The sequence below is a fragment of the Streptomyces sp. NBC_00209 genome, assembly GCF_045206345.1.
Taxonomy (GTDB): domain Bacteria; phylum Actinomycetota; class Actinomycetes; order Streptomycetales; family Streptomycetaceae; genus Streptomyces.
In genome coordinates, this window is the sequence record NZ_CP108121.1 from 491,229 (window position 1) to 508,702 (window position 17,474).

Sequence of the window (17,474 nt, forward strand, 5' to 3'; positions counted from 1 at the left end):
GGAAGGACGACCATGGCACATCGCACCCTCAGCAGGCTCGCCCTGACCCCGGCCGTGGCCCTGGCGGCCCTCGTCGGCTTCGCCTCCGCCCCGGCCCAGGCGGCCGTCTGGTCCTCGTCGGACCAGTGGGGTACGTACACCACCTCCGACAACTACATCCTCTACAACAACATCTGGGGCTCCGGCGCGGGCACCCAGTCCATCTGGGCCAACTCCTCCTCGGACTGGGGCGTCCGGGCCGACCACCCGAACACCGGCGGCATCAAGTCGTACCCGAACGCCAAGAAGGTGGTGAACAAGCCGATCGGCTCGCTGTCGTCGCTCACCAGCACGTACAACGTCACCGTCCCGTCGTCCGGCGCGTACAACACCTCGTACGACATCTGGGACAGCGACTACGACTACGAAGTCATGCTCTGGGTCAACTACAACGGCGCCGTGGGCCCGTTGGGCACCTCGCAGGGCAATGTGACGCTGGGCGGGCACACCTGGACCGTCTACAAGGGCGACAACGGGTCCAACCAGGTCTTCTCGTTCCTGCGGACCTCGGACTCCACCTCGGGCACGGTGGACATCCTGCCGATCCTGAAGTGGATCAAGGACGCCAAGGGCTGGTGGGGCAACGAGACCATCGGCGACGTCCAGTTCGGCTACGAGATCACCTCGTCCGCCGGCGGGCTCGACTTCCGTACGAACGGATTCGGCGTCTCCGCGAGCTGACCCGCACACCTGAGGAGTCGGCCCCCGCGCGCGGGGGCCGACTCACGCGGTCACCCGGGAGCGGGCCCCGTGCTCTCACGTACCGTCAGTTCCGGTGCCAGCAGCTCGACTTCGTCGGTGCCCCGGCCGGACAGCTTGGCGACGACGTGTTCGACGGAGCGGCGGCCCATCTCCTGCGCCGGTATGGCGACGGAGGTCAGCCGTACCGATGCCTGGGTGGCCACCTGCTCGGGGCAGATCGCCACCACCGATACGTCCTCGGGCACGGCCTTGCCCTGCTGGCGCAGCAGGTTGAGCAGTGGTTCCACCGCCGCCTCGTTCTGCACGATGAAGCCGGTGGTGCCGGGGCGCTCGTCGAATATCCGGGACAGGGTCTGGGCCATCGCCGCGTAGCCGCCCTCGCAGGGGCGGTGCAGGACGCGCACACCGGCCTCCTGCGCCTTGGCGCGTACACCGTCGACGGTCCGCTCGGCGAAGCCGGTGTGCCGCTCGTAGACCGCGGCGGCCTCGCCGATCACGGCGATCTCGCGGTGGCCGAGGCCGGCCAGATGCTCCACGCAGAGCGCCCCGGTCGCCTCGAAGTCGAGGTCCACGCAGGTCAGTCCGGTGGGGTCGGCGGGCAGGCCGATGAGGACGGCGGCCCGATCGGTCTCGCGCAGCAACGGAAGGCGCTCGTCGTGCAGTTCGACGTCCATCAGGATCATCGCGTCGGCCAGCGAGCTGCCGGCGATCCGCCGCACCGCCGCGGGCCCCTCCTCGCCGGTGAGGAGGAGGACGTCGTAGCCGTGGGTGCGGGCGGTGGTGGCGACCGCGATGGCGATCTCCATCATCACGGGCACGTACATGTCGGTGCGCAGCGGCACCATGAGCGCGATGATGTTCGACCGGCTGCTGGCGAGCGCCCGGGCCCCGGCGTTGGGGTGGTAGCCGAGCTGCTGGATGCTCTGCTCGACGCGCTCCCGGGTGGCGACGGAGATGGAGCGCTTCCCGCTGAGGACGTAGCTCACCGTGCTCGCGGAGACTCCGGCGTGCTGCGCGACCTCGGCCAGGGTGACCACGGCTCTCCCTCACGGTCGGATTGGCGAAGCGCTTCGACTCCGCTCCCTCCAGCCGTGACGTGGAGAGACAGCGCGAGCCTAGCCCTGCCGTGACGGCATGTCCAGACCACTGTCGAAGCGCTTCGACACGCGGGGAGGCTACGGAGACGCTTCGAGCTACCGCAACGATATGCCCGCCGGCCGTCTCCCCGTCACACCGGCTCAGCCGCCGAGCAGGACCGGGAAGGACTCCATGTCGTTCTGCGTCATCACCGGGAGGTTGCGCAGCTCGATGTCGGGGACGGCGAGCCGCAGGTCCGGGAAGCGCGCGAAGAGAGCCGGCAGGGCGATGCCCGCCTCGACCCGGGAGAGCGCCGCGCCGGGGCAGATGTGCGGGCCGTGCTGCTCGGGGTAGCGGCCGATCACCCGGTACGAGATCACCACGCCCTCGCCCTTGGCGATGACGGAGTCGCCGACCTGGATGTCCTCGGTGGCGAAGCGCATGAGCAGATGGGTGGTCGGGGTGTCCCAGCGCAGGGTCTTATCGCCTCCAGGCGGCGGGGCGTGAGCGCCTGGGAGGTCTTGGTGCGCAGCCTGCGGTGCTCCGCGCCGTCGACGGTGAACATGGACCGTCCGGCGTCGATCATGCCGATGAGCGGCCAGGCGTGCGTCACCTCGCCGCTCTGCCAGAGCCCCCAGGCGTCGATGTCCTTGACCAGGCGCGGGTCGACCAGGAGCCGCCTGGCGTCCGCATGCCGGGTGAGGGTCCACGCGGGCACGCCGAGGAGTTCGATCCGGGTCAGCGGCCCGGCGTCGCGCAGCAGCGCGGTCTCGCCGTCGAGGTCCTGGACCATGGGTCGATGACGACGGTGGCACCCGGGTGGGCCGCGGCCCGGGCGGCATGGGGGCAGGTCACGAGAATTCTCCTGTCATGCGTACGGGGGTGAACCGGACGGGGAGCGTGGTGTTGCCGCGCAGGAAGGGGGAGTCCTCGACGGCGACGTCGAGCCGGAGGTCGGGCAGCCGGTCGAGCAGCACCTCGCTGCCGGTCCTGGCGATGATCTCGGCGATCTCCTGGGCGGGGAACGGGCACCGGTACTCGCCGTGGCTGAAGGCGAGGTGCGCGCCGTCGCCGCCCTGGGCGGGGCCCGGGCCGCCGACGCCCTGGCGGATCAGCGGGTCGGTGTTGGCGGCGCCGGACCTTGGACGGTCACCCCGGCCGGTCCGCGTGGGGCCTCACCCGGTCCGCAGCCCCGGATCGCTCACCCCGGGCGCGCCCGTCTCGACGTGCCCGGCGAAGCGCCGCAGGAAGGCGGCGTCCGCGTCGCTCGTGACGGTGACGTCGTACCAGCGCTTGCTGCGGCGCAGGTCGAGCGTCTGCCGGACGGTCTGCCCCGGACGTACGGTGACCGCCCGCACCTCTCCGCCGTAGGCGGCGGCGCTGCGCAGGGTCAGCCGGACGGAGCCGGTGCCGGAGTGGGTGAGCGTGAGTTCGAGGTTTCCCGTCGTGGTGTCATGACGGGCCGTCACCTCAGGCCCGGCGGCCTTGCCGGGGTTGTGGAAGGAGCGCAGGAAGCCGTTCGGGCCGTGCACGGTGAGGTCGGTGACGCCCTCGGAGTACGCGGTGTTCCAGGTGTCCCCGACCGAGGCGCCCGCGTGCGTGGTGTAGGTCCAGGGGCCGTCCGTGCGGTTGCCGGACGACACGAGGAACTGCGCGCCGGCCGCCGGTCCCCCGCCGAAGGTGAGCCGGAAGGTGCCGGCGGCCGGGTCGGCGGCGCCGTCCACCAGCGGCGCGTAGGGCAGCGGGCGGGTGGGGCGCGAGCCGCGCTCCTGCTTCGGCACCGCTCCGGTGGCGGGCGGGACGGGCCGGTAGTCGGGGTGCCGGTCGCCGTCCGGGGGCTCGTAGGCGGCGGTGGACGGCAGTTCGGGCGCGGCGGGGTCCGTGCGGCCGAAGTCGAAGGCGGAGGTGAGATCACCGCAGACGGCCCGCCGCCACGGCGAGATGTTCGGCTCGTGCACCCCGAAGCGCCGCTCCATGAACCGGATGACGGAGGTGTGGTCGAAGACCTCCGAGCAGGCGTAGCCGCCGGTGCTCCACGGCGACACCACGGTCATCGGCACCCGCTGGCCGAGCCCGTAAGGACCCGCCGCGTACCGCAGGTCGCCCGGGAAGTAGTCGGCGGCGGTGTCCACGGTGGACAGCCCCTGCGCGGGCCCGGACGGGACGTACGGCGGCACGACGTGGTCGAAGAACCCGTCGTTCTCGTCGTACGTGATGAACAGGGCCGTACGCCCCCAGACCTCCGGGTCCGCGGTGAGCGCGTCCAGCACCTGCGCGATGTACCAGGCGCCGTAGTTCGCGGGCCAGTTGGGGTGTTCGCTGTACGCCTCGGGCGCCACGATCCAGGACACCGAGGGCAGCGTCCCGGCCTTGATGTCGGCCTTGAGGTCGTCCAGGAGACCGCCCTCGTTTTTCAGGTCGCTGCCGGTGCGGGCCTTGTCATAGAGGGCGTCACCCGGCTTGGCGTCGCGATAACTGTTGAAGTAGAGCAGCGAGTTGTCGCCGTACGTGCCCCGGTAGGCGTCACCGATCCAGCCCCAGGACCCGGCGGCGTCGAGCCCGTCGCCGATGTCCTGGTACACCTTCCACGACACCCCGGCCTCCTGAAGGCGCTCCGGGTAGGTCGTCCAGCCGTATCCCCGCTCGTCGTTGCCCAGCTCGGGCCCTCCGCCGGCCCCGTCGTTGCCGGTGTAACCGCTCCACAGGTAGTAGCGGTTGGGGTCGGTCGAGCCGATGAACGAGCAGTGGTACGCGTCGCAGACGGTGAACGCGTCGGCGAGCGCGTAGTGAAACGGGATGTCGTCCCGGGTGAGGTGGGCCATCGTGGTCGCCGTCTTGGCGGGCACCCACTGGTCGTAGGCGCCCTTGTTGAACGCCCGGTGGCCGCCCGCCCAGTCGTGGTTCAGGTCCTGGAGGAACTGCATCCCGAGCTTGTCGGCCGGCGGCCGGAACGGCAGCACCTCCTTCCCGGCCGCGTCCGCCTGGTGCCACACCGGTTTGCCGCTGGGCAGTGTGACGGGGCGCGGATCGCCGTAGCCCCGTACGCCCTTCATCGTCCCGAAGTAGTGGTCGAAGGAACGGTTCTCCTGCATCAGGACGACGATGTGCTCGACGTCCTCGATGGTGCCCGTACGCCCCCGTGCGGGAAGGGACGCGGCGCGGGCGATGCTGCTCGACAGGGCGGTGAGGGCGACGGAGCCCCCGGCGAGCTTCAGGAGCCGGCGACGGTCGATTTCTGCCATGGGTGGAAGCCTTCGCGGTGGGGGGATGGGGGTGGAGAGCGACTGGAGTGTTCCAGACCCGCCGGTCTCCGCGTAAGACCCTTGCAGTGTGCACGGAGTGACGCCGGGCGGAACAGTCGGCGAACCTACCCACCTGGGCCGGGTCCATTCCCCGTACCTCCCGGCAAACTGCCCGGACCAGGCAGGAACGCGCCCGCAGCATTGCCGACTCCCCGCCTGGCGGGACCGGGCCGGCCCCCGCGAGGCTGGGGTCGCAGCAGGCAACCGCCGACAGGACGCGAGGGACGCCGGATGGGACACAGACCCTTCTTCCGCTGGATCCTGGCGCTCGGCCTCCTGCTCATCACCGGCTCCGCGTGCGCGTACGCGGCCGCGCCGGAGATGCCGGAACTCCGTCAGCTCGACCTGACCGTGCTGAGCGAGAAGCGGGACGGGGCATGCACGGTGCGGTGGACGGACCCCTACGAGCACCGCACGCGTGAGGGCGCGTACCGGTGCGACCCCGACCGTGATCCGCAGTTGAAGGCTCCCTCGTACGACCCGGAGACCGGGCACGGCTGGACCTCCGGCTTCCTGGTCGCGGAAGGCCCGGACAAGGGAGAGCTGTACGTCCTGGGCCAGGACGACGACGTCTACGACGAACGGATCGCGCTCTCCGACAGGCTGATCATGTTCGGGCTGCCGCTCCTGACGGTGGGTCTCGTCGGCGGGAACATCCGCGCGGCGGCCCGGCTGGGCGGTGTCCGTCCGGGCCTGGTCGACCGCGCCTGGCGGCTGGCGGGCGCGGCGGCAGCGGTGGAGGAGGACCGTGCGCGGGCCGTCGAGGCGGTGCGCGCGGCATGGGCGCCGTTGCGGGAGGAGCGGGTGCGCGAGGAACTGGGCCGGATGCCCGTGACCCGGCTGCGGGACGACGAGCGGCGCCGGTTCCGGACGAAGGAGTGGGAGAAGGCGGGCGTGCGCACGGTGCGCGATGTGCTCGACGCGGGCGTGTGGGAGCTGGGCGGGCTGCCCGGCGTCGGACGGCGTACGGCGGAGCAGGCGGTCGCCGCAGCCCGGCGGACGGCCGACGCGGTCGGCGCGGACGTCGTGGTCCGCCTCTCCGCCGACCGGTCCGACCCCCGGGCGGCCGCCCTGGTCACCGCGCTGCACGTGCTGGTGGCGGCCGGGCCGGAGGGGCGGGACGCGGCGGACGCGGCCGAGGCGCTGTCCGTCCGCCTCGAACCGCTCCTCGCGGACGCCGCCCCCGCTACCGGCTGGGCCACGATGCTCCGGGCGGGCCCGGCGGACCGCCGCCGGGCCCGGTCCGCCGTGGCCGGTCTCCGGTACCAGCTGGCCGGGGCGGAGCGCGACGGCCTGCCCGCCCGCTTCGGGCAGACCTCGGTGGATCTGCTGCGGGCGCCGGGCGGGGAGCTGGACGCGCTGTCCGCCCGGACCGACTTCGAGCGGCGGCCCCGGGCCTACTACGACGTGCTCGCGGAGGTCACCCGGGATGCCGGGGACCGCGACCCGGCGCTGGGCTGAGCGGTGAGGTGTAGGTGCCGCCCGTCGCGACCCCCGAGGCGGCCATCTGGTCGTACGCGGTCAGGATGAGGTCCTTGGTGCGGTAACCGCCGTACCGTGCCTCGTCCTTGCGCCGGACGATGGGGAAGGTGTCCAGGATGTAGGCGGTGTCGGCGCGCCCGATCCCGTACAGGTGGAAGAAGAACGCGTCCAGCTCCGCCCGGATGTGGCGGCGGCGGTCCTCGTCCCAGCGGAACGGGCCGCCCGCGTGGCCCAGGTCGGCGGCGAAGGGGCCCATGTCGTGGGCGGTGCAGGTGAGTTCGAGGACGCGCGGGGTCAGAAAGCCCGTGTGGCGGTGGACGGTCTCCGGTGGCAGGACGGGGAGTTGGCGGATGTAGAAGAAGTTGAGGTTGAGCCCCGCGGCCTTCTGGCGGGTGACGTAGTCGTAGACGAAGGAGTTGAAGTGGGCCACCAGGGCCGCGCTGTCGCGCGAGTTCCGGGTGTGCAACAGGAAGACGGAGTCGCCGATCGCCGCCGGGGGCAGGATCGCGGAGATCATGGTCCGCTGATTGGTGGGGCTGCTGATGCGGAGGAAGGCGAGGCGGCCGGGCGGGGTGCCGGGCGGGGTCTCGGCGCGGTCCACCCAGTTCCCGGGGACGGCCAGACGGGACGCGGAGGCCCAGGCGTCGGCCGTCAGATAGGCGGGCTGGTTCTGGCGCTTGACGGCGGTGGCGCTCTTGACCACGTCGGCCGCGCGGTGGTTGTAGGCGTCGACCATCTTGGCCTCGTAGAGCGGGAGCATGACCCGGTCGCCGTTGACGTAGTGGTTTCCGGCCTCCTGCCAGCCGGTGGCCGTCAGCTCCTCGCGGGTGCGGAACCGGTGCGAGTCGTTGGCCATGTGGAACATCGTGCCGAAGGTGACGCCCCACGGGTTGCCCGCCGGGTCGCCCTCCTTGATGAGGACGGGGAGCCGTGCGTAGATGCCGAGGGTGATCTCGGCGTCGCGGCGGGTCCGGAAGACCGGGCAGGTCCCCGTGTTGGGGTTGAGCAGCGCGATCTCCTCGGGCGTGAGCGCGAACACCCGACCCGCGTCCGTGAGTTCGGCCGGGTCGCGGAGGAAGAAGGCGAATCGGGCGGCGGGTTCGCGCACGGCACGGCCGGTCAGGGACAGGATGCTGAACTTGAACGAGCGGTGGACGTCGGGGAAGGCGGGCCCGGCGTTCTCGAAGTCGTACAGGGCGGCGAGCGCGCCCCTGTCGACGAGGTCCTTGAAGTAGAAGCGGGTCGTCGCGTCGGTGGCGATGCCCGTCGGCACGATCATGCCCATCCGGCCGCGCGGGCCGGTCAGCGCGCGGCCCGCCTCGGCGAAGACGGCGTACGTGTTGATGTCACCGCGCCCGGTGAGCGGATACCGTCCGCCGTTGCGCAGGAAGTGGCTCGTCCCCTCCGCCGTGCCCCTGGCCGTCTCGAACGCGGTGTGCAGGGCGGCCCGGTCCGGGTCCTCCTTCAGCGCGGCGATCAGGCGTTTGCGGGCGGCGGCCGTCTTCGCGGCGGCGATCTCCGCGTCGTGCTGGGCGAAGAACTCCTGCTCCTGGAGCTTGATGCGCTCCCAGGGCGGGTTGCCGAGGACGCAGTCGAAGCCGCCGGTGCCTTCGGGTCCGAAGACCCCGGGGAACTCCAGGTGCCAGTGGAAGAAGCGGTAGCGGTCCCGCAGCCGCGCGATCTCCTCGTGGGTGGACCCGGGCGCGCCCGACAGGTCGCGGAGGGCCGCGTCGGTCACCGCGGGCGGTGCGTCCGCCGTCCTGCGCCACAGGAACGCGGCGCACCAGGCGTCGGCCGCGTCGCGCCCCGGTTCGACGCCCCGGACGTAGCAGGCCGACCGCTCGGTCCTGTTCCGTTTCCGCAGGGCCCTGGCGTGCGCGCGGTCGTCGCCCGCCGTGGGGGTGAACGCCGCGTCCGGGATGCCGCCCCGCAGCAGCTCCGGCACCGCGCCGATCAGGGCGTTGCCGTGCTTGACGCGGGCGTCGAGGAAGGTGAGCGGCCGCCCGGGCTCCGGAGCCTCCAGCCACAGGGCCATCCTGGCGAGTTCGACGGCCATCGGGTCGAGGTCCACGCCGTGCACGCACTGCGCGACGACCTCGCGGAGGGCGTCGCCGTACCGCTCCGTCGTGTGCCCGCGCACTTCCGCGAGGCGCCGGGCGATGCGACGGGCCGCCGCCACCAGGAAGTGGCCGGAGCCGCAGGCCGGGTCGCAGACGGTGAGGGCCAGGAGCTCCCGGTCGGCGGCACCCGCTGCCTCGCCGCGTGCGACGGCGGCGTCGAGGACCGGGTCGAGCGCGGCGTCGAGCAGGCACTCCACGAGGGCGGCCGGGGTGTAGTAGGAGCCCGACGTCTTACGGGCGTTGCCGGGGAGCCCGACCAGCGCGAAGGCACGGTCCGCCGCGTCGATCCGGGGGACGAACTGGAGGAGCGATTCGTGGACGGAGCCCAGCTCCTCCGCTTCGAGGCGGCCGAAGTCGACCGGCCGGGCGCGCCGTGTGCCCGGGTCCGGGACCTCGGACAGCTGGCGCACCGCGGTGAGCAGGTCCTCGTCGGACAGGGCGAGCCCGTACAGCGGGGCGTCGGCCTCCGTGGGAGCGAAGAGGCCGCCGAGACCGGGCAGCCCGAGGCCGGGGTCCCCGTCCAGGTCACCGAGGGCGTCGAGTACGGCGCGCAGCGCCGCGTAGAACTCACCGTGCTCCACGGCGCCGCGCGCACGGGCGCGGAGGCGGGCCGTCGAGAAGTTGGCCGTGTACCGCGCCCTGGCCTCGGCGGTCGCGTCCGGGGACAGCAGGGCGTCGCGGTCCTCGGAGACGAAGAGGAAGAGGAGCCGGAAGACGAGGCGCAGCAGGGCGTTGTGCAGGGCGGCGGCGTCCGCGTGCGCGCGCAGGGCGGTGTTGGCGGGGTGGCGCAGGAAGCCGGTGCCGAGGGTGGTGAGCGCGGCCCGCACCCCCTTGCGGAGCCGGTCCGGGGTCCGGCTGCTGGGGAGGGCGGACATGAGGCGGACTTCCCGGCGGTGACGGTGCGGAGCGGAGACGGGGTGGTGAGTGGAGACGGGGAGCGAAATCGTATCCGAGGCGGTCGGCGTGCGGGAGTCCGCTCGTCCGGTGTTGATTATCCTGACGACCGTTGCGGGTGTGATCACGGGCGGCCGGGGGGCCACGGGCGCGCCCGGCGAGGGGAGAGTCACGTGCAGGGTGCCGCGAGCCGGGGGTCGGCCAGGAAGGCCGAGCAGGCGTGGAACCAGGGGATGGTCCTCATGCGCCAGGGGGACAACGCGGGGGCCGCGGCGCAGTTCACGCTCGCCACGCAGCACGACCCGAGTGCGGCCGACGCCTGGCTGGGGCTGCATGTGACCAGCACGGACCAGAAGGCGGCTCTGGACGGCATGCTGCGCAACTCGGCGCGGTTCGGGGTCCTGCGGTCGAAGTACCAGTCGCCCTTCCGGTCCACCTTCCAGATCGGCCACTACGTCACCTTCCGGCTGGAGACCTCCCGGGATCTGTGGCTGGCGGCCATGTCGGCGTTCCTGGACGACCGGCGGCTCGACGAGGCGTGGAAGGGGCTCTCCACGGCGCTGCTGGACTGCGACGAGACCCGGTTCGTCTGCACCCGGTACGCGTTCCTGAAGGAGGACTGGCCGCTCGTCCTGAAGTTCGCGCCCGGAATCGCCGACGCCTTCCTGCGCGACGAGGCGCAGTTGTACGTGGGTGGGGCGCTGTTCGCCCAGGGCGTCTGCCACGAGTCGCTGAACGTGCTGTCCGCGCTGCCGGGCAAGCTGGACACGGGCAGCAGGTTCGACGCCGAGGTGAAGTACTTCATGGGGCGGTCGCTGGAGGCGCTGGGCCGCGAGGAGGAGGCGCTGAAGCGCTACCAGTACGCGTTCCGGTGCGCGCCCGACCTGCTCGACGTGGAGTCGCGTGCCCAGGCCCGCCCGGTGAGCAAGCCCGCCCCGGCGCCCGCCGCCCCGGTCGCGGCAACGGCGGGCGGGGGCCCGTCGCAGCAGGCTGGTCCGGGTGGCGACGGCGACGGCGGGCTGTCCGCCGACGAGCGGGCCCGGGTGCTCGCCGAGGCGCAGCGGGCGCTCGACGCCATGATCGGGTTGCAGCCGGTGAAGCGCCAGGTCAAGACGCTGCTCGCGCAGTTGCGGATGTCCGCGCTGCGCGAGGAGCAGGGTCTGCCCGGTGGGGCCCGTCCCCGGCACTTCGTCTTCGCGGGGCCGCCCGGCACCGGCAAGACGACCGTGGCCCGCATCATCGGCCAGGTCTTCGCCGGGCTCGGGCTGCTGAGTTCGGGGCATGTGGTGGAGGCCCAGCGCGCCGACCTGGTCGGGCAGCACCTGGGGTCGACGGCCCTCAAGACGAACGAGGTCATCGACTCGGCGCTGAACGGGGTGCTGTTCGTCGACGAGGCGTACTCGCTCAACATCACCGGGCTCAACGGCGGCGACGCCTTCGGCAAGGAGGCGGTTCAGGTGCTGCTGAAGCGCGCCGAGGACGACCGGGACCGGCTCGTCGTGGTGCTCGCGGGCTACCGGGACGAGATGTCGGGGCTGCTCGCCACCAACCCCGGACTGGTCTCCCGGTTCAACACCCGCGTGGACTTCCCCTCGTACTCCGCCGAGGAACTGGTCCGGATCGCCCGGTCGGTGCTGGCGTCGCAGGGCGACGAGCCGGACGCGGGCGCGCTCGACGTCCTGAACTCGCTGTGCACGGCGATCGTGGACGGCGGCAAGGCCGACCTGGTGGGCAATGCCCGGTTCGCCCGCGAGCTGTGCGCGAAGGCGTCGGCGCAGCGCGATCTGCGGCTGTACTCCGCGCACACCGACTCCACGCCGACCCGCGAGGAGATGGTCACCGTCCTCGCCTGGGACGTCGTCGCCGCGCACGACGAGCTGATGGAGTCGCACCGGGACGCGGGCACCGTCTAGGGGCTGTCTACGATCGATCGTGTGTGCGCACATGTGATCGTTGCCGAAGACGACGAGAATCAGGCCGAGCTGCTCCGCCGCTATCTCGAACGCGAGGGCCACCGGGTGACCGTGGCGCCCGACGGCCTGGCTGCGCTCGACGCGGTCCGGCACCGGGAGCCCGATCTGCTGCTCCTCGATGTGATGATGCCCCGGGCCGACGGCCTCGACGTCGTACGCGTGCTGCGTGCGGAGCACCGGGAGCTGCCGGTGCTGATGCTCACCGCCCGCACCACGGAGGACGATCTGCTGCTCGGCCTCGATCTGGGCGCCGACGACTACATGACCAAGCCGTACAGCCCGCGTGAGCTGATGGCCCGGGTGCGTACGCTGCTGCGCCGCAGCCGCCGGGGCGCGGGCGGCGAACCGGAGGATGCCGGGGTGCTGCGGGTGGGGGCGCTGGTGGTCGATCCGGTCCGGCATGTGGTGTCGGTGGAGGGGCGGGCCGTGGAGTGCACCCCGGGCGAGTTCCGCGTCCTGGCCGCGCTCGCCGCCGAGCCGGACCGGGTGTTCTCCCGGCAGCAGCTCCTGGGCGAACTGCACGGCTTCGACCGCTACATCAGCGACCGGACCGTCGACGTGCATGTGATGAACCTGCGCAAGAAGATCGAACCGGCCCCGAGCCGGCCCGTCCGGCTGCTCACCGTCTTCGGTGTCGGCTACAAGCTGACGGACCCGGCGAAGGCGGCGGCCCGTGCGGCGACTTCGTAGCGTGCGCCGCTCCCCCGGTACCGGTGCGCGGCGGACCGCTGGTGCCGGTGCGCGGCGGACCGCTGGTGCCGGTGCGCGGCGGACCGTACCTCTGCGCAAGAGCCTGCTCGCGCGGCTGCTGGCGGTCTCCGCCCTGGTCGCGGCGTGTTCGGTGGCCGCGACGGCCTGGATCGCCGTGCAGACGACGTCCGGCGCGATCCGCCAGGAGCAGGGGCAGAATCTGGCCGCCGACGCCCGGATCTACCACCAGCTGCTCGGGTACGCGGCGGCTCATCCCACCTGGGACGGCGTCCGGAAGACGGTACGGGAGCTGGCCGGGCAGTCCGGGCGGCGGATCGCCCTGACGACCCAGGGGCGCGCCCCGCTCGCCGACTCGGCGGCCCCGGAGGCGGCGGCCCTTCCGGCCCAGGCGTCGGCCGTGGTCGACCCGTTGTCCGTGGACACCGCGCTGGCGTCCGAGGGCGCCGGGGCGACGGGTACGACCACGGACCGGGTCGACCCGCGCGCCGTGGGACCGTTCCGGCTGCCCGCGTCGGAGCGGACCCGGCTGCGGCAGATCGCGGACCGGGGTGTGGCCTGTCTGGGCGACTTCGGGATCGCCGCCGATGTGGTGGCGGGCGCCAGTGGCCGGCCGCTGATCCAGGTGGTGGGCGGCAACGACCCCGAGCGGATCCAGGGCACGCGGTGCGCCGTGGACGCGCTGGACACCCCGACGGCCACGGAGCAGAAGGCGCTGAAGGCGCTCAACCAGCTGGCCGACGCCTGTCTGGAGCGCCAGGGCCGCGACGGCGTCCATCTCAGCCTTGCCCTGTCCTGGGGCCAGGCGGCCGAGCCCGTTCCGGCGGAGGCGGTGCCGGTGCCCGCCGCGCCGATGGCCACGATGCCGCCGAGCGTCGAGCCGAGATCGGTGCCGACCGAGGCGCCCCGCGAGGAGCCGAGCGCCCAGCCCAGCGCGGTGCCGGGCCCCGGCGACCAGCAGGCGGCGGCCACCAGCGAGAACGACCGGGCCATCGCCTCCTGCGTGGGCACGGCCCGCCGGGAGCAGCTGAGTTCGTACGTGGCCTCGCCCGCCCTGCTCTTCATCGGCGACCCGGGCGGCGCGACCGTGCCCGGCTTCGACCTCTCACCGGCGAACACCGCGCGGATCGCGGGCGCGGCGGCCCTGGTGCTGGCCCTGACCGTGGGCGCGTCGGTGCTCGTCGGCGCCCGGCTCGTACGCCCGCTGCGGGCGCTGACGGGGGCCGCCCAGCGGATGCGTGACGGGGAGGACACCGCGCCGGTGGTGGTGGCCGCGGACAACGAGATCGGGCGCCTCGCCGCCACGTTCAACGACATGTCCGCCCACCGCGCCCGTCTGGAGGCGCAGCGCAAGGCCATGGTCAGCGACGTCGCCCATGAACTGCGCACCCCGCTCAGCAACATCCGGGGCTGGCTGGAGGCGGCCCAGGACGGGGTGGCCGACCCGGACCCGGAGTTCATCGCCTTCCTGCACACGGAGGCGGTCCAGCTCCAGCACATCATCGACGACCTCCAGGACCTGGCCCAGGCGGACGCCGGCGCGCTGCGGCTGCATCCCGAACCGGTGGACGTCGCCGAGCTGTTGGGGCAGGTCGCCGCCGCGCACCAGGCCCGGGCCGACGCGGCGGGCGTCGCGCTGGGCGTCCGGCCGCCGGAACGCCCGCTGCCGCCGCTGACGGCCGACCCGGTCCGGCTGCGGCAGGCGGTGGGCAACCTGGTGTCGAACGCGGTGCGTCACACCCCGGCGGGCGGGACGGTGACGCTGCGGGCGTACGGCTCCGAGGACGGGGACGCGGTGCTCGTGGACGTCGCCGACACGGGCAGCGGCATCCCGGCCGACGAACTGGCCCGTGTCTTCGACCGGTTCTGGCGCGGCGAGAAGTCCCGGTCGCGGCGGACGGGCGGCAGCGGGCTCGGTCTGGCGATCGTGCGGAAGCTGACGGAGGCGCACGGCGGTACGGCGACGGCGGTGAGCACTCCCGGCGAGGGCTCGGTGTTCACGCTCCGGCTCCCGGCCGGTGACGGCGCCCCGCCTGCCGAGGACCCTGATGCGATGAACACAACGATCTGACAGCTTCCTCACAACTTGGCGCGAGCCTGTCCGCATGCCTCGCGCCGCGGTGCGCACCCGCACCGCGGCCGCCCCTGAGGCCCATCCGGAATGGAGCTCCGCCCATGCCCCTGCGCACCACCCTGCGTACCGCCCTCCTCGCCGCCGTCGCGGCCGGCGCGGTCTGCGTACCGGCCACCGCGGCCTTCGCCGACTCCTCGGCCCGGCCGTCGGCCAAGCCCTCGGCCGAGCCGACCCGTCCCCCGGCGGAGCAGTCCGCCGAGCCGACCGAGGCGCCGTCCGCCGTGCCCTCGGTGGAGTCGACGGAGCCGCCCTCGGCGGTCCCGTCCGCGGCACCGCGCGGCGGCGTCGCCGCCGGTGAGCAGCCCGCCGGTTCGAACAGCGGCACGACCGCCCTCGCGGGCTCCGCGGCGGCCGCGCTGCTGCTGGGCGGCGCCGGGACGGTCATCGTGCGCCGCCGCACCGCCCGCCGCGACGGCTGACCCGTCCCGCACCCGATGAGCCGCAGTGGCGCCGCCCTAACGACCCGGGCGGCGCCACTGCGGTACGTACGACCTCTGGAGCCCCGACCCATGCCCCGCACCCGCCTTCCGCTCACCGCAGCCCTCACCCTCGCCGCCCTCGCCGCACTGACCGGCTGCTCCGGCGACCCCGCACCGCAGCCCTCCAAGGCCCCCGCGTCGGCGGCGGCCGCCGAGGCACCCGCCCCCAGCGCCACCGCCACCGCCGAGCCGCCCGCCCATGTCTCCATCCCCTCCGTGGGCGTGGACAGCGACATCATGCGGCTCGGCCTCAATCCGGACCGCTCGGTCGAGGTCCCGCCGGCCGACAAGGGCATGACGACCGGCTGGTACACGGGCAGCGCCGTCCCCGGCGAGCCCGGCGCGGCGGTGCTGATCGGCCACAACGACACCCGCTTCGGCCGGGCCGTCTTCCACGACCTGAAGAAGATCGCCAAGGGCGCGGAGATCGTGGTCCGGGACGCCCGGGGCAACGACGTCCGCTTCGAGGTCACCGCCCTGGAGACGGTGAGCAAGCACGCCTTCCCGACGGCCCGCGTCTACGGCCGCACCACGGAACGCGCCCTGCGCCTGATCACCTGCGACGGCGCCTTCGACGCGGCCGGACACCCGGTGGACAACCTGATCGTGTACGCGAAGCGGAAGTGACGGGGCTCAACCGGTCCGCTTCCATTCCGCGCACCGGTTCGTCTTGAAGTACTCACCCTTGTTGAGCGTCACCCGGCCCGGACCGGTGAGGTTGTTGTTGGCGATGATGGACCCGAATTCCCCACTCGCGTCCTTGGCCCGCTCCCAGTAGCAGCCGAGCGAGTCGTCGGCCCCGGCCGTCTTGTACGTACCCGCCGCGATGTCCTCGCCGACCAGGTACTCGCCGTCGCCGCTGAAACTCGTGGCCGGCCCGGGTGCCTTGGTCTTCTTCGGCGGCTTGGGCTTGGCCGTCACCGTCCTGGTGACGGTCGGCGCGGGACGGGCCTTGGCCGCGCCGGTCACGGTCACGGTCGGGCCCGGGTTCGCCTTGGCCTCCGTCTTTTCGGTGTCCGATCCGCCGCTCGCTCCGATGCCCACCCCGAGGAACAGCGCCACGCATGCGGCCGCCCCATGGGTCAGCCACGCCTTGGCGGGCGAGGACTTACGCGGCGGCCGCGGGACGGGCGGAACTGCCGCGCCGTACCAGCCACCCGGCTGCGGGCCGGAAGCCGGGGAAGGGCCCGGGGTCTGGAAGTCGGGTGTGTTCATGGCGTACTCCAGTCACTCATGGATCGTTGAGCACATGCACGGATGTGCGTGCGGTGAGGTGGGCAAGCAACGAGGAAGAAGGTCTACTGCCCTCGGATGCGACGCCCCGCCTCAGTGCCCGGGTAGAGCAGCGCGTCCGCGACGCGGCCTCCGGAGTCCTTCACCCCGCCGCTGAAGTTGAGGCGCCCGGAAGCGCCGGCCTTCGCCGCCACGCCGTCCCAGTAACGCGCCTCGCGCTCCCAGCGGATACCGCCCAGAAGCCGGTCCAGCGCGTCGCCGCTCATCGCGTGCGCGGGGTCGGCCCACGGAGCGGTGTGGTGTACGGCAATGCCGAGGCCGGCCAGTACGGCGGGTGCGGTGAGGGCGCTGCGGGACAGGAAATGTGCGCTGTGCCCGGCGATCAGGCGAGCCAGCACCGGCACCACGTACTGCTCCACCTGCTCGGTGGTCGTCCCCGCGGGCAGTTCGTCCTCGTGCACGGTCTCGGCCGACCGGGAGAGACCGCCCTTGCCGTAGACCGCCGTGATGACCAGCGCCCGCAGCGCGGACAGGGTGACGACCTCGGGGTCGGTCTTGCCGACCTGCCGCTTGGTCGCGTTGACGAACTTGGTGAAGGGGACGAGTCGGCCGTCGATGTCCACCTTCACCGCTTCCGCGACCCGGTGGGCGAGGCGGGTCGCGAAGTCGCGCTGGTCCATGGACATCGCCAGGTTCTTGGCGACGGCCACGCCCTGCACGTTGCGGTCGTAGAAGATCTGCCGGGCGTCGGCGACGCTGAGGTCCACGTACAGCTCGAACGGCACGCGCACCTGGGCGAGTTCGCCGTACGTCAGCCCATAGCGCTCGGGCTCGTCGTAGAGCTCGTGCCACGCCGTCGTCTGCGTCTCGCCGTCGATGGCGACGACCGAGGTACCTGGTGCGATGGTGAGCGTCCGCAGTCCGGTGCCGGGGAGCAGTTCATCGCTGAGCGCGGCGAGCGGACCGGCGTGCCAGAAGGTCACCGGCGGGGTGGACCAGCCGGAACCGAGTTCCCCCTTGACCCCGTCGGCGATGTACTCCGCGTAGGAGCCGACGTTCTTCCCCTTCTGCGTGGACTTCAGCGCCCGCTGCACGAGCGCCCGCAGTTCGGCGTGGCGCCGCACAGCACCCGCGGCGGCCTTCAGCGTCTTGGTGTCCTCTTCGCGACGGGGCGACGGGACGAGCTGGACGAGCGTGGCCACGGACATGGTCCCGATGACGGCGTCCGTCCGGAACGGCATGACGGTGAGCTGGGTCCCCTCGATGACTGCGGTCGGCATGGTGATGGTCATGGCGATGCTTCCCCCACGGGTCGTTGAGCGCCTGCCGGG

At 72.8% G+C, this 17,474-nt stretch carries 12 protein-coding genes and 2 pseudogenes; 7 read left to right on the forward strand and 7 right to left on the reverse strand.

Features of this window, described 5'->3' with window-relative positions; translation table 11 throughout:
* The first annotated feature begins 12 nt into the window (after positions 1-12).
* Positions 13-720, forward strand: coding sequence for a GH12 family glycosyl hydrolase domain-containing protein (locus OG867_RS02235; protein WP_328903589.1), 708 nt, complete (start codon positions 13-15; stop codon positions 718-720).
* 50 nt (positions 721-770) lie between these two features.
* Here OG867_RS02235 and OG867_RS02240 read toward each other — a convergent pair whose 3' ends face one another.
* The 4 genes and pseudogenes from OG867_RS02240 to OG867_RS02255 all read right to left on the reverse strand — a co-directional run bounded on the left by OG867_RS02240 (position 771) and on the right by OG867_RS02255 (position 5,060).
* Positions 771-1,778 carry a LacI family DNA-binding transcriptional regulator gene (locus tag OG867_RS02240; protein WP_406282066.1) on the reverse strand — a complete coding sequence of 336 codons (1,008 nt, stop codon included), beginning with the start codon at positions 1,776-1,778 and terminating at the stop codon, positions 771-773.
* Between the two features lie 201 nt (positions 1,779-1,979).
* A pseudogene (locus OG867_RS02245) lies at positions 1,980-2,673 on the reverse strand (hypothetical protein).
* A pseudogene (locus OG867_RS02250) lies at positions 2,670-2,954 on the reverse strand (cytochrome P450); the annotation flags it as partial. The pseudogenes OG867_RS02245 and OG867_RS02250, both read right to left, overlap by 4 nt.
* A gap of 39 nt (positions 2,955-2,993) precedes the next feature.
* Positions 2,994-5,060 carry a phosphocholine-specific phospholipase C gene (locus OG867_RS02255; RefSeq protein WP_406282069.1) on the reverse strand — a complete coding sequence of 689 codons (2,067 nt, stop codon included), beginning with the start codon at positions 5,058-5,060 and terminating at the stop codon, positions 2,994-2,996.
* A gap of 291 nt (positions 5,061-5,351) precedes the next feature.
* Here OG867_RS02255 and OG867_RS02260 point away from each other — a divergent pair, with 291 nt between their 5' ends.
* Entirely contained in the window at positions 5,352-6,581 is a 1,230-nt protein-coding gene (locus OG867_RS02260; RefSeq protein WP_328903586.1) for a helix-hairpin-helix domain-containing protein, read from the forward strand.
* Here OG867_RS02260 and OG867_RS02265 read toward each other — a convergent pair.
* Positions 6,541-9,597: an Eco57I restriction-modification methylase domain-containing protein gene (locus OG867_RS02265; RefSeq protein WP_406282073.1), complete on the reverse strand. Its 3,057-nt coding sequence runs from the start codon at positions 9,595-9,597 to the stop codon at positions 6,541-6,543. The genes OG867_RS02260 and OG867_RS02265 overlap by 41 nt on opposite strands.
* A gap of 192 nt (positions 9,598-9,789) precedes the next feature.
* Between OG867_RS02265 and OG867_RS02270 the strand changes: the two genes are divergently transcribed.
* The 5 genes from OG867_RS02270 to OG867_RS02290 all read left to right on the forward strand — a co-directional run bounded on the left by OG867_RS02270 (position 9,790) and on the right by OG867_RS02290 (position 15,537).
* Entirely contained in the window at positions 9,790-11,529 is a 1,740-nt protein-coding gene (locus tag OG867_RS02270; protein WP_406282076.1) for an AAA family ATPase, read from the forward strand.
* 21 nt (positions 11,530-11,550) lie between these two features.
* Complete coding sequence (locus tag OG867_RS02275; RefSeq protein ID WP_406282079.1) at positions 11,551-12,279, forward strand: response regulator transcription factor; 729 nt, start codon at positions 11,551-11,553, stop codon at positions 12,277-12,279.
* Position 12,280: 1 nt separating this feature from the next.
* Positions 12,281-14,368 (forward strand): ATP-binding protein, encoded by a 2,088-nt coding sequence (locus tag OG867_RS02280; RefSeq protein ID WP_406290712.1) that lies wholly within the window; start codon positions 12,281-12,283, stop codon positions 14,366-14,368.
* Between the two features lie 104 nt (positions 14,369-14,472).
* On the forward strand, positions 14,473-14,850 hold the full coding sequence (locus OG867_RS02285) for a sortase-dependent protein (protein WP_328903582.1): 378 nt from the start codon (positions 14,473-14,475) through the stop codon (positions 14,848-14,850).
* A gap of 90 nt (positions 14,851-14,940) precedes the next feature.
* Entirely contained in the window at positions 14,941-15,537 is a 597-nt protein-coding gene (locus tag OG867_RS02290) for a class F sortase (protein ID WP_406282082.1), read from the forward strand.
* A gap of 6 nt (positions 15,538-15,543) precedes the next feature.
* Here OG867_RS02290 and OG867_RS02295 read toward each other — a convergent pair whose 3' ends face one another.
* Both OG867_RS02295 and OG867_RS02300 read right to left on the reverse strand, forming a co-directional pair.
* Positions 15,544-16,125: a hypothetical protein gene (locus OG867_RS02295; RefSeq protein ID WP_406282085.1), complete on the reverse strand. Its 582-nt coding sequence runs from the start codon at positions 16,123-16,125 to the stop codon at positions 15,544-15,546.
* A gap of 83 nt (positions 16,126-16,208) precedes the next feature.
* Positions 16,209-17,435 (reverse strand): DNA sulfur modification protein DndB, encoded by a 1,227-nt coding sequence (locus OG867_RS02300; protein WP_406282088.1) that lies wholly within the window; start codon positions 17,433-17,435, stop codon positions 16,209-16,211.
* Positions 17,436-17,474 lie beyond the last annotated feature (39 nt).